The organism is Acinetobacter sp. 797_lipA, assembly GCF_058243025.1.
Window position 1 is genome coordinate 536,851 of record NZ_JBZAYQ010000001.1, and the last position, 16,430, is coordinate 553,280.

General features: G+C 43.1%; 13 protein-coding genes and 1 tRNA gene. 7 read left to right on the plus strand and 7 right to left on the minus strand.

Annotated features, from left to right (window positions below; all coding sequences use genetic code 11):
- Positions 1 to 13: 13 nt before the first annotated feature.
- The 4 genes from AC4CU2_RS02620 to AC4CU2_RS02635 all read left to right on the plus strand — a co-directional run bounded on the left by AC4CU2_RS02620 (position 14) and on the right by AC4CU2_RS02635 (position 4,197).
- Positions 14 to 712 (plus strand): YfgM family protein, encoded by a 699-nt coding sequence (locus tag AC4CU2_RS02620; RefSeq protein WP_279664784.1) that lies wholly within the window; start codon positions 14 to 16, stop codon positions 710 to 712.
- Positions 709 to 1,854: an outer membrane protein assembly factor BamB gene (gene bamB, locus AC4CU2_RS02625; protein ID WP_279664782.1), complete on the plus strand. Its 1,146-nt coding sequence runs from the start codon at positions 709 to 711 to the stop codon at positions 1,852 to 1,854. Before AC4CU2_RS02620 ends, bamB begins: the two co-directional genes overlap by 4 nt.
- A gap of 168 nt (positions 1,855 to 2,022) precedes the next feature.
- Positions 2,023 to 3,432, plus strand: coding sequence for a ribosome biogenesis GTPase Der (gene der, locus AC4CU2_RS02630; RefSeq protein ID WP_004697684.1), 1,410 nt, complete (start codon positions 2,023 to 2,025; stop codon positions 3,430 to 3,432).
- A gap of 90 nt (positions 3,433 to 3,522) precedes the next feature.
- Positions 3,523 to 4,197 (plus strand): 4'-phosphopantetheinyl transferase family protein, encoded by a 675-nt coding sequence (locus AC4CU2_RS02635; protein ID WP_490768229.1) that lies wholly within the window; start codon positions 3,523 to 3,525, stop codon positions 4,195 to 4,197.
- Between the two features lie 31 nt (positions 4,198 to 4,228).
- On the opposite strand, the gene secF is transcribed toward AC4CU2_RS02635, so the two are convergent.
- The 7 genes from secF to queA all read right to left on the minus strand — a co-directional run bounded on the left by secF (position 4,229) and on the right by queA (position 11,703).
- The gene (secF, locus tag AC4CU2_RS02640) at positions 4,229 to 5,203 is read right to left on the minus strand and encodes a protein translocase subunit SecF (protein WP_171065426.1); all 975 of its coding nucleotides are present in this window, start codon (positions 5,201 to 5,203) and stop codon (positions 4,229 to 4,231) included.
- 8 nt (positions 5,204 to 5,211) lie between these two features.
- Positions 5,212 to 7,113, minus strand: a complete 1,902-nt coding sequence (gene secD / locus AC4CU2_RS02645) for a protein translocase subunit SecD (RefSeq protein WP_004983529.1) — start codon at positions 7,111 to 7,113, stop codon at positions 5,212 to 5,214.
- Positions 7,114 to 7,168: 55 nt separating this feature from the next.
- Entirely contained in the window at positions 7,169 to 7,498 is a 330-nt protein-coding gene (gene yajC, locus AC4CU2_RS02650; RefSeq protein ID WP_004697692.1) for a preprotein translocase subunit YajC, read from the minus strand.
- 104 nt (positions 7,499 to 7,602) lie between these two features.
- Positions 7,603 to 8,733, minus strand: coding sequence for a tRNA guanosine(34) transglycosylase Tgt (gene tgt, locus AC4CU2_RS02655; protein ID WP_490768230.1), 1,131 nt, complete (start codon positions 8,731 to 8,733; stop codon positions 7,603 to 7,605).
- A 296-nt stretch (positions 8,734 to 9,029) separates the two neighbouring features.
- On the minus strand, positions 9,030 to 9,599 hold the full coding sequence (locus tag AC4CU2_RS02660) for a LemA family protein (protein WP_490753354.1): 570 nt from the start codon (positions 9,597 to 9,599) through the stop codon (positions 9,030 to 9,032).
- 25 nt (positions 9,600 to 9,624) lie between these two features.
- Positions 9,625 to 10,653: a hypothetical protein gene (locus tag AC4CU2_RS02665; protein ID WP_490753353.1), complete on the minus strand. Its 1,029-nt coding sequence runs from the start codon at positions 10,651 to 10,653 to the stop codon at positions 9,625 to 9,627.
- 9 nt (positions 10,654 to 10,662) lie between these two features.
- The gene (gene queA, locus AC4CU2_RS02670) at positions 10,663 to 11,703 is read right to left on the minus strand and encodes a tRNA preQ1(34) S-adenosylmethionine ribosyltransferase-isomerase QueA (RefSeq protein ID WP_234951141.1); all 1,041 of its coding nucleotides are present in this window, start codon (positions 11,701 to 11,703) and stop codon (positions 10,663 to 10,665) included.
- A gap of 184 nt (positions 11,704 to 11,887) precedes the next feature.
- Here queA and AC4CU2_RS02675 point away from each other — a divergent pair.
- From AC4CU2_RS02675 to glnE, 3 genes are all read left to right on the plus strand, one after another.
- Positions 11,888 to 11,974: transfer RNA gene (locus tag AC4CU2_RS02675), tRNA-Leu, on the plus strand.
- 358 nt (positions 11,975 to 12,332) lie between these two features.
- Positions 12,333 to 13,601 (plus strand): sensor histidine kinase, encoded by a 1,269-nt coding sequence (locus AC4CU2_RS02680; RefSeq protein WP_490768231.1) that lies wholly within the window; start codon positions 12,333 to 12,335, stop codon positions 13,599 to 13,601.
- Between the two features lie 81 nt (positions 13,602 to 13,682).
- Positions 13,683 to 16,427, plus strand: a complete 2,745-nt coding sequence (gene glnE / locus AC4CU2_RS02685; RefSeq protein ID WP_490768232.1) for a bifunctional [glutamate--ammonia ligase]-adenylyl-L-tyrosine phosphorylase/[glutamate--ammonia-ligase] adenylyltransferase — start codon at positions 13,683 to 13,685, stop codon at positions 16,425 to 16,427.
- Positions 16,428 to 16,430: the final 3 nt, after the last annotated feature.

Genomic DNA, 16,430 nt, shown 5'->3' on the forward strand with positions numbered 1-16,430 from the left:
AAAGGGTAGTCACATGAGCGCATTAAGTGATGAAGAGCAACTTGATAGTTTAAAGTCTTTCACTAAGAAATATGGTTCAGCCATTATTAGTGGGATTTTAATTGCGCTGATTGCCTTTTTTGGATGGCAATACTGGCAGAAGAAAACTTTGGCCGAGAATCAGATGAACACAGCTAAAGTTCAGCAATTAATGGATGAAGCACGTGCAACGCAAGGCGATGCATTTACAGCCTTGTCTGCAACTGCGGACAAAATTGTGAAAGAAGCACCAGATTCGGCGCAGGCCATTCAAACGCAATTGTTAATGGCAAAATTGGCCTATGACAAAGCGGATTATGCTAGTGCTGAAAAAGCGTTGAAGAAAGTTGAAAACTCGAAAGTGGATGACGACGGCTTAGTGCAAATTGTGAAATTGCGTTTAGCGTATGCACAATTGGCGCAAAAGAAGTTTGATGATGCGATTAAAAACCTCGCATTGGTAAAAGATTCTGCTTTTAAAGCGACAGCCGATGAAGCTTTAGGCGATGTCTATGTGGCTAAAAATGACATCGAAAATGCGAAAAAAGCCTACCAAAGTGCATGGGGTCAGTTGGTTGAACGTAAACAAGAACGCCAAATTTTACAAATTAAACTCGAAAGTGTTGGTATTTTAGTTGATGATCCTGAAATCGAACGTCCACTTATAGAAACAGCAGCGGAAGAAACTGAATGAATAGAAAATACAAAATTTCGTGCGCATTAACCGTATTAACTTTAGCACTTGCGGGTTGTGCAAGTAGCGGAAAAGTAGAAGAAGTTAAGCCGAATCCACTTCCAAAACTGACGCAGGCGAAAACCCTGACTCCTGTATTTTCTCAAAGTGTGTCTTCAACTTCGACTGCTGATCCTTTACGTTTACGCCTAGATGCAGACAACGGTGTAGTTTTTGCACTTGACCCTAAAGGTGTCGTAACGGCGTATCAAGGCAAACAAAAACTATGGCAGAAAGAAGTATCTAAAACCGGTTTGAGTTCAGGCGTTGAAGCTGCCGATGGTCATGTCATTGTAGGCAACGCCAAAGGTCAATTGTTTGCTTTAGATCAGGCAACTGGCGAGCAAAAATGGACAGCACAATTAACGGGTGCACTTCTTGCGCCATCGTTGATTCAAGCTGGTCGTGTTATTTCTGTAAGTAATGATGGCACTGTTTTTGCGCATGATTTGGTAACAGGTCAGCAAGTGTGGACCTATAACTTACCGAATGTACAACTTAGCTTACGTGGTAATGCAGCGCCTGTTCCTGTCGATGCGCGTACAGTGCTGATTTCTTCAGCTAATGCCTATGTTTATGCTTTAGATGTGCTCACAGGCGTGCCACGTATGCAGCGCCGTGTAGCTGTGTCGGATGGTCGTTCGGATATTCAACGTTTGAATGATGTCGATGGTGATCCTGTAGTGGCAGGTCAGTACTTGATTACGACCAGCTATCAAGGTCAAGTGACCATGACAGACTTGGCTTCACAGCAAGTGGTGTGGAGTGAAGATTCGAGTAGTACGCAGCGCCCTGAAGTGGTGGGTAATGGTGTATTTGTGGCGCAAACTGACGGCAAGTTAGTGGCTTATGAAATTAGCACGGGTCAAAAGCTTTGGGAAAATGACAGCTTGCTGAACCGCCAATTGAGTAATCCAGTGATGTTAGGCCAAGACTTGATTGTCGGTGATCTAGATGGCGTATTGCACATGCTGAACCCTGCGACAGGTGAATTGATTGGTCGTGCGAAGACGTCTGGCGAAGTGCGTACTTTACGTGTGATTGATGATCAGCTCTATGTTGCGACACGAAAGGGTGCATTAAGCATTTGGCAGAATCGTTAATTCTGTTCGACTTATGTTAAACTAGTCGAAATTCGTATTTTTTAAATTCCTCGGGGTGTTTGCTTAGTCAAAACCCCGAGTTTTTATTCAGGTTTTTCACCTAATTTTTCTTCCAGTTTCTGATGTTCAGACCAGTCTCACTGGCTGATCTTGAATAAAGGTTAATCTATGAAACCCGTAATTGCGCTCATTGGTCGTCCGAACGTCGGAAAATCAACGCTATTTAACCAGATCACCAAAAGCCGAGATGCGCTTGTTGCTGACTTTGCCGGTCTGACTCGTGACCGTAAATATGGTGATGCCGTATTTCAAAATAAGTCTTTCATTGTGGTTGATACTGGTGGTATTGGCGAAAATGAAGGCGGTATCGACTCTTACATGGCGGAACAGTCTAAAACAGCCATCAATGAAGCTGATATTATTGTCTTCGTAGTCGATGCACGCGCAGGCCTACTCGCATCGGATGAGCAAATTGCTCGTGAGCTACGTACACTCGGTAAGAAAGTTTACCTTGTGGCGAACAAAGTTGATGGTGTACATGCCGAAGCTGCACTTGTTGAATTCTACAAGTTGGGTATGGGCGAACCCATGCAAGTGGCTGCGAGCCATGGTCGCGGTGTACAGCAAATGCTTGAAGATGTGCTTTCAAGTGTGCCTGAAGATGAAGATGCAGACGAACACGATAAGAACACAGGCTTACGTTTAGCGATTATTGGTCGTCCAAACGTAGGTAAATCGACGCTGGTGAACCGTTTATTGGGTGAAGAGCGTGTAGTTGCATTTGACCAACCGGGTACAACTCGCGACTCGATCTATATTCCGTATGAACGTGATGGCCGTCAGTACACCTTAATCGATACTGCAGGTGTGCGTCGTAAAGGTAAAGTCGATGAAATGATTGAGAAGTTCTCAATTGTGAAAACGCTACAGGCCATTAAAGATGCCCATGTCATTGTGGTTGTTCTTGATGCACGTGAAGGTGTGGTTGAGCAAGATCTACATTTGATTGGTTACGCGCTTGAAGCGGGCCGTGCGATGGTGATCGCGATTAACAAATGGGACAACATGTCTGAGTATGATCGCAAACAATGTAAGTTGGATGTTGATCGTCGCTTTGACTTTATTCCTTGGGCGAAAGTGCATTTGATTTCTGCATTGCATGGTACGGGTGTGGGGGATCTATATCCATCGATTCACCGTGCTTATGATTCGTCACATTTGAAAGTTTCTCCTGCAAAAATCACACAAATTTTAAGTGATGCTACAGATGCGCACCAACCGCCAATGGTCGGTGGTCGCCGTATTAAAATGCGTTATGCACATATGGGTGGTCAAAATCCACCTACGATTGTGGTGCATGGTAACAAAGTTGATAAAACGCCTGCGGATTATCGCCGTTATTTAGAAAACGTATTCCGTAAAGTGTACAAACTTGAAGGTACGCCAGTACGTATTGAGTTTAAAACCTCTGAAAACCCATTTGAAGGACGTAAATCACAGGTGGATGAACGTACAGCAGCGCGTAAGCGTCGTTATGTTCAGAAGTTTAAGAAAGCTGAGAAGAAATTCAAACGCTAATTAGGCATTAAGGTTCTGATGCTGAAAAGCCCAAAGTGATCTTTGGGCTTTTTTATTTTATGATGCATGAAACCATGATAGGAAGGCAAAGTGGCAAGGACAATACGTGTTGAGCTGAAAAAGATTGAGGACATTGTACAGGTCGATCACAGCCTGCCACGTGTTGAGCAAATTGCACAGCGAAAACAAGCCATTTATCAATATCGCAATCAATGCTTATCCGAACAACGGCAGATGGTTGTAGATGATCGCTCCATTGCGCTGAGTGAGACAGGTAAACCTTATTTGCTTGATCAGCCTTCCTTTCATTTCAATCATAGTCACAGTCAAAATTACTATGCTTTAGCTACGAGTGGGCGGATGCAAGATCTAGGCGTGGATGTGGAAGAGTTAAGCCGAAAAGTCCGCTTTGAGGCTTTGGCCAATCATGCTTTTCACGTAGAGGAGCTTCGCTTGTGGCAACAGTTCGATCAGGACAAAGCATACTGGTTTAAAGTCTGGACCACCAAAGAAGCTGTGCTTAAAGCATCAGGTTTAGGCATTCGTTTAAACTTAAATGAACTGAACACCCAAGCGCATCCAACGCATAATGGTGGCATGTGTAGTCATCCGCTGATTGGGAGTTTTGCTTATCAAAATTTTGAGTTGGGAGATGTGATGTTGACCGTGGCTTGGCGGGCAGAGCAGTCCTGTCATGGCTATGCGTTGCCTCAGATTGAGCTGATACAACATCTTCACACCGACATAAGAAAGCCTCTCGATTGAGAGGCTTTCTTTTTCACACTATGGTGTGCATTTATGGAATTTCATTTTCTTCTTCAAACTCAGGCTTCACTTGAACAATGAAGTCTTGACGGTTTAAGCCACGCCATAAAGCAAAAGCTGTACCGATGTAGATTGAAGAGTAAGTACCCACAAAAACACCTACAAACATCGCAACAGAGAACCATTTAAGGCCATCACCACCGAGGATCATCATCGAGATCACCACCAACAATAAAGTCATTGAGGTGTGAATGGTACGACGTAGGGTCTCAGTTAAAGCGATGTTAACGATCTCTAAAGGCGAAGCGCCACGAATCTTACGGAAGTTTTCACGAATACGATCCGAAACGACAATGTTGTCATTCAATGAGAAACCAATCAGAGCCAGAATTGCAGCCAATACAGTTAAGTCAAATGGCCACTGCATCATGGCAAAAATACCAATGGTGACCACCACGTCATGGAACAAAGACAGTACCGCACCCATCGCCAGTTTGAACTCAAAGCGAACCGTTACGTAGACCAACATCAGCAGTAACGCTAAAGCCACAGCACCCGCTGAGCGAATGTAGAGTTCATTCCCGACTTGTCCACCCACCACATCAACTTTGTTAACTGAAGCAGAGTTACCCGGTAGCTGTACAGCTTGGGTAATGGTTTTGGTTAAGTCTTCTGCGGCTGTGTCCTCTTGTACAGGCATACGCACAATCAAATCACGATCTGAACCAATGGTTTGTACCACAGGGTCATGAAAGCCAGCTTTGGTTAGTGCAGCAGATACATCGGCTGATTTCACTGGTTTGCTATAGTTCAATTCGGCAGAAATACCACCAGTAAAGTCCAAACCTAAGTTAAGACCCTTGGTGAAAATAAAGAATAGGCTGCCGATGGTTAAGACAATAGAAAGAATGGCTGCAGGCAGCGCAATCTTCATAAAATCAATCACACGTTCATCATCTGGACGGCCGTATTTTTTTGAATCTTGTTGAGTCACATCAGTCATCATCGATCTCCTTATATGCTCAACTTTTTCAAGTTACGTTTTTTGCCATAAATGAGCTGTACAATCGCACGTGTTACTGTAATAGCAGTAAACATAGAGCAGATAATACCGATCATTAAGGTCACAGCGAAGCCTTTAATTGGGCCAGTACCGATAGCAAATAGGATAAACGCAACCAAGAACGTGGTTAAGTTTGAGTCGAAAATGGTGTTATAAGCACGGTCATAACCCGCTACAATGGCTTGTTTGGGCGATGCTCCCCACTTTATTTCTTCACGTATTCGCTCACAGATCAAGACGTTGGCATCGACCGCCATACCAATGGTAATCACGATACCCGCAATACCTGGGAGGGTAAGGGAAGCACCAATCCAAGACATGACCGTTAGAATCATGGCTAAGTTGAAGACCAAGGCAAAGTTAGCAATTAAGCCAAAGAGACGGAAGAACACCACCATCCAGATCGCGACAAGTAAGAAACCGATTTGAGTCGATAGCACACCTTTATCAATGTTTTCTTGACCGAGGCTTGGACCAACAACACGCTCTTCAACAAAGTACATTGGCGCAGCAAGTGCACCGGCACGTAGCATTAGTGCGAGTTCAGACGCTTCTTGAGGTGAGTCTAGACCCGTAATACGGAATTGAGAGCCGAGTACTGCTTGAATGGTTGCAGCGTTAATCACGACAGACTCTGCATAGGGTGTACGGACTTCAGTTTGCGCACCAGTTGCAGGATCGGTGATATAGCTAATACGTTGTTTATTTTCAATGAACAACACAGCCATACGCTTACCCACCGCATTACGGGTTGCATCCGCCATCAGTTTGCCACCTGCTGTGTCTAAGGTAATGTTTACCTCAGCACCGCCAGTGTCTTGGCTAAAGCCACTTGATGCGTTTTGAACACGTTCACCCGTTAAAATACGGTTACGGTTTAAAAGTAATTCACGTCCACTGTCTAAAGACTGATATGCAAAAAGCTCGGTTCCTGGTGGAAGCGGTTGACCATTGCTCTTGCCGGTATAAGGGTCAATCACTTGGTCATTTTGGTCAGAGACCAAGCGGAACTCTAGGTTTGCTGTACGACCCAAGACACGTTTTGCTTCAGCAGTGTCTTGAACACCTGGAAGCTCAACCACGATGCGGTTACTACCTTGTGTTTGTACCAAGGCTTCTGCCACACCTAACTCGTTAATACGGTTACGTAAAGTGGTTAAGTTTTGGTTCACTGCATAAGATTGAATTTCTTGGCGGCGAACATCGGTATAGGTTAAACGTAAGGTTGAACCTGTCGCAGTTGCGACCGCTTGCTGATTAAACTCATTACCATTGCTACGTAAGTAGTCTTGAGCCGCAGTGCGATCATCGTTGTTGGCGAACTGAACGGTAATGGTGTTGTTGTTTAATGCAAGGCTGTTAAATTTAATTTTGTTGTCACGGAACTGACGACGTAAATCAGTCGCAGAGGTTTCCATGCGCTGAGCAATCGCTTTATCCATATCCACTTCTAATAAGAAGTGAACACCACCACGTAAGTCCAGACCGAGCTTCATTGGTTTTGCACCAATTTTTTGTAGCCACTCTGGCGTGGTTGGCGCCAAGTTTAACGCGACAACATAGTCATCACCAAGGCCACGACGTAACGCTTCTTTGGCTTTTAATTGTGCTTCGCTAGAGTCAAGACGTAACAGTGCAGCATTATTGCTAAAACTGTTGTCATGGCTTGAGATACTTTCAGATTTTAAAATCTGCTCTGCTTTTTGTACGATGCTTTGGTCAATTTGGGTACCAGCTTTGGCACCAGAAATTTGAACCGCAGGCTCATCCGGATACAAACTAGGCAGGGCATATAATGTACTGATCGTCAAAACCACGAGAATCAGTAGATATTTCCATGCTGGGTAACGCATTTGTTTTCTTCTTAAAATGAAAAAAGTCGTGCGGATGCACGACTAATTTTTTTGATTAAAGGTTATTTAATGTGCCTTCAGGAAGAACTGAAATCACACTTGCGCGTTGAATTTTTACGTCTACACCGCGGCTCAGTTCAACCACTGCAAAGTCACCTTCGAGTTTAGTGATTTTACCCATTAAGCCACCAGCAAATACCACTTCGCTGCCTACGCCAAGACTTTCAACCAAAGAGCGGTGCTCTTTAGCACGTTTTGCTTGAGGGCGCCAAATTAAGAAATAGAAGATTGCAATAAAAACAGCAATCATCAATAAGTTTGCGACCATACTTGGTTGTTGTGCAGCTTCACCCGCTGCGTGAGCTGTAGAAATAAAAAGGCTCATTTCAAATTCCTAAACTAAAAAAACGGTGACCAACGAATTGATCATAAATAGACTTGTTCTGCAATTTACCTTGTCTTTTTACCAAGCGCAAATGCTCACAACAATTAATCTTGGGGGCAAGGTGGAACTTCTAAACCACGACGTGCATAAAAATCTTCAACAAAGGCATCAAAGCGATCATTATCCAATGCATCACGAATGTCTTGAGTGAAACGTTGGTAGTAACGTAAGTTGTGAATAGTACCTAGCATTGAACCCAGCATCTCGCCACATTTTTCCAAATGGAATAAGTACGCGCGAGTAAAGTTGGTACAGGTATAACAGTCACAGTGTGGATCAAGCGGACTTTGATCATGACGGTATTTACTGTTACGGATACGCACTAAACCGTCGGTCACAAAATAATGTCCATTTCGGGCATTACGTGTAGGCATGACACAGTCAAACATATCGACGCCACGGCGGATGCCTTCCACGATGTCTTCAGGTTTACCCACGCCCATCAGGTAGCGCGGTTTGTCTGCCGGCATTTTTTCTGGAAGGTAATCCAGCACTTTAATCATTTCTTCTTTCGGTTCACCGACGGACAGACCACCAATGGCATAACCGTCAAAACCCACTTCAAGCAAGCCTTTTAAAGACTCATCACGTAAGTCTTCATACATACCGCCTTGAATAATGCCGAATAGCGCATTTTTATTTTCAAGCACATCATGATGCTGAGTCTTACAGCGATTTGCCCAACGCAATGACAATTGTAGCGACTTTTGCGCTTCTTCATGCGTTGCAGGATAAGGCGTACATTCGTCAAAAATCATCACGATGTCTGAGTTCAATGTATGTTGGATGTCCATTGAAATTTCAGGAGACAAAAAGACTTTAGAGCCGTCAATTGGAGAGCGGAACGTTACGCCATCTTCTTTAATTTTACGCATTGCGCCCAAACTGAAGACTTGGAAGCCGCCTGAATCGGTCAGAATGGGTTTATCCCACTTCATGAATTTATGCAGGCCGCCATGCTCTTTAATCACTTCAAGGCCAGGGCGTAGGTAAAGATGGAAGGTGTTACCTAAAATAATTTGCGCTTTGATGTCTTCAATATCACGCGGGAGCATGCCTTTCACCGTACCATAAGTACCGACAGGCATGAACACAGGGGTTTCAACCACACCATGCTCTAAAGTTAAACGACCACGACGGGCGCGACCCGACTGACCTAATTTTTCAAACTTCATAAAATATCCTGAACAAGAGCAAAGCACTGCTCTGCTTGCAGTGCAAGAGCGAAAAAACAGTTCGCCGCTAAAAGGAGGCTATTTTCCTTGATTATGCAAATAAACACCAGTGTTGTAACACTTTTAAAGCAAAGCTTTTTAAGTTGAATCGTAGCTGGTTACGGTTGTTTAAAGTTGTGTTGATGCTGTGGAGTGGTGTTAGATGAGATGGGAGGCTTTGCTGGAAAAAATAACACAGGAGGTGAAAAAGGCACTCATCGGAGGACCTTTAAATATACCTTTGGCTCATTACGGCTTTAATTGAAATTTGGACGGTAATCAAAATTTTGTAGTGCAGTCGCGTCGCGGAATGGACGCACAGCTTTTTTACCGACGGTCATGGTGTTTACAATGTTGTTCGGAAAGATTTGAATGTGGTTGTTAAACAGTTCGACATTGCGGTTAAAGATGCTGATCGCAGCCCCGACATTTTCATTTTGCTCTTCAATTTCATTCATCATTTTTAGATAAATATCATTGGCTTTAAGTTCAGGGTAGTTTTCGACCACAACATTGAGGCTACGCATTAGCTCTTGGTTTAATGCTTCGATACGCTGCAACTGATTGACATCTGTATTGTTCAAGTTCAGGTTGAGAATGTTCTGACGGAGCTCAGTAACTTTTTCCAAGGTGCCTTTTTCAAAGCTGGAGTATTGTTCGACCAGAGGCTCTAAGCCATCTAGAATTTTTATTTTCTGACGCTCATAGGTTGCTACATCCGACCATGCGCGAATGGTTGCATTGTGGTGTCGCACAATATTATTGCGAATGACGATTACGCCAAACACGATCGCAATAATAATCAATAAGAAAATCAATAGCCCCATACAGTCCTCAAACGGCAAAATGTCATTATTTTAAAAATTGCGTTAGATCAGATTCTAAGCGCTCTAGATAAGGTAATTTAAAAGTGCGTAAGTGTCCACGCAATGTCGAAATGTCATTGAATTTTTTTGCTTTGCTGGATATTTCAAACAGGTTTTGTGGGCTGATATAGCACAAGATATTTTTTTCAGGATGAAAAAGTAAATCGCCTTCACGAGAACGGAAAAAATCGGCAGTACGTAGTACAAATGCAGGGGAGAGAAGTTTGGCCATCTGCATCTGGTCAGTACCAAAAAATTTGAGTTTCTGGTTAATCTGAATATCACTGCTATGCCATGGAAAGCTATAAGGATAATAAAACTTTTTATTGTATGCGGTAATCGCGAGTCCTTGCGTGGGTACCTCAAAGACAAAACATCCCCATAAGTCTTTATGCACTTCTTTAACTTTTAACTCATTGCCATCTTTATCACGCACGCGAATTTCATCGACAAAGTGGTATTGAAACAGCAAAACCTGATGTTGTTGTCCTGCTTCATCCTGCCAAGTGGTACTGGCGTAATAAGGGATATCATTGCTGATGGTGCCTTGATTAAAAATTGGAAACAGCTGTTTGAGATGGGCAATAAAAAATGCAGGTTGTAGGGCCACACCAATATGCTGTGGAGGGGTGAACTCGTTGAGTTGGTATTTTTTATGAATAATTTGTTTTTCGAGATAGTCAGTGACCTCTTCAAGCGGATCATCTTGCTCATAACTTAAATAGGCCCAAAGCAGACAGCCTAAGCCGAATAAAAAGCTAAATAAGGTCCAAATATGTTCTCCAATAAAGAACACTGGCACAATAAAAAAAATGCCGACTATTCCAAGTAGAATAGGCAGCACATTTTCAAATTTCAGGGTAATCGGGGCATTCCAAGGGTGCAGTCGGTCAAGAATGTCTTGTGCCGAATCGGCCCCTCGGCCGATGTCCCAAAGTCTGTCGATATTATCAAACACAACTTTATTCTTTTTACGTCGAATATGAATGGAATGTTTGATCGTATCGATAGGCATATGAGGTTCTTATTTGGGTTGAAGTTGGTCGACTAACATAGCATCGCCATAACTAAAGAAGCGATACTGGTTGGCCACCGCATGTTGATAAGCTGCCAAAATATTATCACGATTTGACAACGCTGAAACCAACATCAGCAGGGTCGATTCAGGCAGATGGAAGTTAGTGATAAGACGATCCACCACTTTGAACTCATAACCTGGATAGATAAAAATTTGAGTATCTCCCGTCCATGCTTTAAGTTCACCATCATGTGCCTGCGCTGCACTTTCTACGGCACGGGTGGCGGTTGTTCCAACAGAAATGACTTTGTTGCCACGAGCTTTCGTTTGGCGAATCAGCTCAACCGCGTGCTCTGGAACATCACACCATTCACTGTGCATAATGTGATTGGCAATATCATCGGTACGTACAGGCAGAAAGGTACCAGCACCCACGTGTAAAGTGACAAAGGTTTTCTGAATACCTTTGGCTTCAAGTTGATCCAACAGCTTTTGGTCGAAGTGTAAGCTTGCGGTAGGTGCAGCGACACTGGCTAATTTGGTTGGATCATTAAATACTGTTTGATAACGCTCGGTATCAATGGCTTCAGCTTCACGGTTGAAGTAGGGAGGGATCGGAAGTTGTCCGTATAAATCCAGCACCGTTAAAATTGGCTGGGAAAACTCCACAATAAATAAATTTTCATGACGACCTAGCACCGTGACTTTAACGGCATCTGGGCCAATAAAGAGCTCAGCGCCGGCTTTGGGTGTGTTGCTGGCTTTGATGTGGCAGTGTGCAATAAATGCATCTTGCATGCGTTCAACCAGAACTTCGACAGCTCCGCCGCTGGCACGTTTGCCTTTGAGACGTGCTTTCATCACTTTGGTGTCATTTAAGACCAGTAAATCACCTGCATCGAGCAAATCTAAAATGTCGGTGAATTGAAAGTCATGATGCTGACCTTGAGCATCGAGGTGTAACAGTCGAGAAGCACTACGCGTGTCTAAAGGATAACGGGCAATGAGTTCATCAGGGAGATCGAAATTAAAATCAGAAAGTTGCATGATGGGAAAGCAGCGTCAAAATAAGGGAGGTCAAAATTGCGCTTAGTATATGCGTTTTTGCAGAAAAACGCTGAAATTGCACAAATATAAAGCTAAAAAATCAAATATGACTTAAAAATAGCCAATCACTATCAACTTGCGTTGACAAGTTTTTCAAAAAGTTTAATATACGCATCAACACCTTCCCGAGGTGGTGAAATTGGTAGACGCGGCGGACTCAAAATCCGCTGTCAGAGATGACGTGTCGGTTCGAGTCCGACCCTCGGGACCAAGATATTAAAAAACCCAAGCATATTCAGTCTTGGGTTTTTTATTGCCTGAAATTTAAGATTTGAATCAAATCGCCATAAAACATTACAGATGGCTTAAAGTAATTGAATGTTTGGTGCGGGTTTGCTTAATTATGTCCTCATATGATGGACTCACAATTTTGTTTTAATCCTTCTGATAAATAACGAGTTTTCAAAAAGAGAAAGTAGTCACAAGATAAAATTCTGAAATAATTAATTTTTTTGTTAAATGCCACGCTTGTATTGTTGTATTTTTATATTGTTTTAATGTTGAAAATTTGCTAATAAATACAAGTAAATAATAGGTTTGTGCCGAAAATCACAAAAGATGAGGCAGAAATGGGTATTCAATTGCTAGATATCGGGTCTGATACAGAACAGTTAAGTGCTTGTCACTTATCTTTATTGTTGGGCGTGAACAGTAATGACAATAAAATTAAGAGCTTTCTCAAATTTGCGCGAAAAATTTTAGGTGCACATGCCGCAATTCTAACGTTTAGCAATGAATCTTATAGTTGGTATGCGGGCAAACACGCATTCAATGCTTTTCAGTTACCCGCTGCAGCCAATTTTGCTACTCATTTTGAAGGGGAGATTGCGATTGATAGCCTGCATTGCCATTATCATCATCTTTCTCAGCAGGTGAGTGCTTTAGGGTTTAAACATCAGCGGATCATCGCATTGGATTTAAAGGTATCGGATAAATCTGTAGGGCAAGTGATTTTCTTTGATGAGCAGTTGGAGGCTTTTACGCAAGATGCTGTAGAAAATGTCTATGAACTGGCCTCTGGTTTTCTCAATTTGCTGCATTTGCGTATGGAAAATGCGGAGCTCAAAGAGTTGTATGAACAACAGGTGGCTATGAATGTCAGTAAAACTAAATTTTTCCAAATTATTGCACATGACTTAAGGGCGCCTTTCCATGGCTTAATTGGTTTCTCAGAAGTGTTGGCTGAAGAGCGCAAAAGTTTGGATGAGTCTGGTGTGCAAAGCATTGCAGATTATCTGCATGATACAGCACAATCGACTTATAGCTTGTTAGAGAGTTTATTGAATTGGGCGATGGCAGAAGGCGGACGTTTTGTTTATCACCCCATCCATTACAAGCTTAAGCAGTCCTCTCAAATTGTTTTTGATGTGTTGCATGCGTTGGCCATCAATAAAAATATTCAACTGATTGACCGTGTCCCCGATGATTTAAAAATTTTTGCAGATATCAATATGGTGACCTCGGTGATCCAAAACTTGGTCTCAAATGCGCTGAAATTTACCCATATGCATGGCGAAGGGGTTGTGACGATTGATGCCAAAAAACGTGATGATTTTATCGATATCTACATTCAAGATACGGGTCTAGGTATGACCTTGGGGCAAATCGAATCTTTATTTGAACCGAAACTAACCGTTAGTTTTAAGGGGACAGCTGGGGAGAATGGGACTGGTCTAGGTCTGGTGTTGTGTAAGCGTTTTGTTGATTTGAATAAAGGTGAAATTTCAGTCACATCGAAAGAAGGTGTCGGTTCAACTTTTATCGTCAGCCTGCCACGTTCGAACAGCGCACATCAAGCATTGTCACTTGCGACATCCCAGCAAGAATTTAGTGAATAATCATACTTTTCTTATAAAATAATTCGCCTAATCTCATGATCTGCTGTTATAAATAACCAAAACAATGCGAAAGAGTCGATCATGAATGCTGAGCAATTGCAAAAGACATTGCGCGCAAGTCAATATGCGGAACAAGTCCTATCTATACATCAGGTTTATCTTGAACAAGATTATGCAATTGATCAATTTTCTCAGCCATTGACCACCGAACAAATTTTCGATGTCGTTCAAAACACCTTAAAAGAGATCAGTGATGAAAGCACATGGATGCGCACCATCCGAATTTTACGTGCGCGTTTAATGTTTCGCTGGATTTGGCAGGATGCCAACCAACTGATCGATGTGATGACATTAACGCGGGAGTTATCTGATTTTGCCGATGCAGCCATTTGTGTGGCAAAAGCGTTTGCCTTAGCGCCATTGGTGGCTAAACATGGTCAGCCTGTGGGCTATAACCATAAAATTCAAGATTTAATTGTGGTTGCGATGGGGAAGCTCGGTGCACAAGAGTTGAATCTCTCCAGTGATATCGACTTGATTTTTGCTTTTGATGAGCAAGGTGAAACTGATGGTCGTAAATGCATAGACGTACAACAGTTTTGCATTTTGTGGGGTCAGAAACTCATTTACTTGTTGGACCATATCACGGCTGATGGTTTTGTCTTCCGTGTGGATATGCGCTTACGTCCTTGGGGTGATGGTTCTGCATTGGCCATTAGTCATGCGGCGCTGGAGAAGTATTTAAGCCAGCATGGTCGCGAGTGGGAGCGCTATGCGTGGATTAAGGCGCGGATTGTGACAGGTGGCAAAGAGGGGAATGAGTTGTTGGACATGACTCGTCCTTTCGTGTTCCGTAAGTATGTCGATTATACCGCTTTTGAAGCCATGCGCGAAATGAAAGCCATGATTGAGCGTGAAGTATTACGCCGAAATATCGAAGATGATATTAAGCTGGGTGCGGGCGGTATTCGTGAAGTCGAATTTATTGTGCAGGTTTTTCAGCTAATTTATGGTGGGGCAAAATTAGAATTACAAGACCGTCAATGTTTAGTGAGCTTGCATCATCTGGGTGAAGTGGGTTTGCTGGATGGTCAGGCGGTCAGTGAGCTGGAAGATGCTTATTTATTTCTGCGCCGTGTAGAACATGCCATTCAAGCTCTAAATGATCAACAAACCCAGTCTTTGCCAACAGAACCAGAACTGAGACAAAGGATGATTGACACATTAGGTTTTGTAAGTTGGGATGCATTTATTGAGCACTTAAACCAAAAGCGCGCCAAAGTTATTTACCAATTTGAGCATTTAATTAAAGAAAAAGAACATGACCCTTTCGTAGAAAGCTTTAGTCAGTTAGAAGCGCGTTTAAATGAGGTGTTGGATGCGAATGCAAAAAACCTCATTCATGAATTTTGGAATGGTCATGCGCTAAAAAAGCTGCCTGCAAAAGCGGTGCAGCGTTTAAAAATGTTTTGGCCGCATTTGATTGAAGCGATTTTACAGTCAGATAAGCCGCAAGCCGCGCTGCTTCGCCTCATGCCCTTGGTTGAGTCGGTGATGCGACGCACCGTATATTTGGTCATGTTGATTGAGAGTAAAGGGGCTTTACAGCGCTTAGTGAAAATGGCAACCGTAAGTCCATGGATTTGTGAAGAGTTGACCCATTATCCAGTGCTCTTGGATGAATTTTTGTCAATGGACTTTGAGCTGCCGCGCCGTCAAGATTTGGAAGATTCTCTGCGTCAACAGTTGCTTCGTATTGAGCTTGATGACGTTGAAGACTTGATGCGTGTGCTGCGCCTATTTAAAAAATCCAATGTTTTGGCAGTTGCAGCCAGTGATGTTTTGGCTGAAAGTCCGTTGATGAAAGTATCCGATGCTTTGACCGATATTGCAGAAGTTTCGGTCAGTACAACTTTAAATTTGGCTTACCAAATGACGGCAAAGAAACATGGTTATCCGCTCGATGTTGAAGGACAGCGCTGTTCGATCGATCATTTGGCATTTGCTGTTGTGGGTTATGGCAAGGTTGGTGGGATTGAGCTGGGTTATGGCTCGGACTTAGATCTGGTCTTTATTCATTATATGGATGAGCAAGCCGATACCGATGGGCTGAAGTCGATCAGTGGATTCGAGTTTGCAATGCGTGTTGCGCAGAAATTTATGTCATTGATGACCACGCAGACCCTCGATGGTCGGGTTTATGAAATCGATACGCGCTTACGCCCATCGGGTGAAGCGGGGGTCTTGGTCACCAGTTTAAAAGCCTTTGAGCAATATCAGTTGAAAAATGCATGGGTCTGGGAGCATCAAGCATTGGTACGTGCTCGTTCGATTGCGGGTGAGCCAAGTTTGCGTGATAAGTTTGAAGCATTGCGCTGTCGGATTTTGACGCAGCCACGTGATGAAGAAAATGTACGCGCAGAAGTGCTGAAGATGCGTCAAAAAATGAAAGACCATTTAGGTTCTTCTAAAGAACAACAAAAAGATGGAATTTTTCATTTAAAACAAGACGCAGGTGGTATCGTCGATATCGAATTTATGGCACAGTATGCTGTGTTGGCATGGAGCGGATCTCATCCAGATCTTGCCCATTATTCCGACAATGTACGAATCCTTGAAGACGCCGCAAAAGCCAGTTGCTTATCCAGTGACGATGCGACTGCATTGATTCAAGCTTATCTCAGTGAACGAGCCGAGAGCCACCGTTTAGCCCTTGCGAATCAATCCATGCAAGTAAATGCTGCGGACTGGCGCGATACCCGAGTGATCGTTTGCAAATTATGGCAAAGATTAATTGATCCAAGCTCAATCGTGAGCATTGGGTAACAT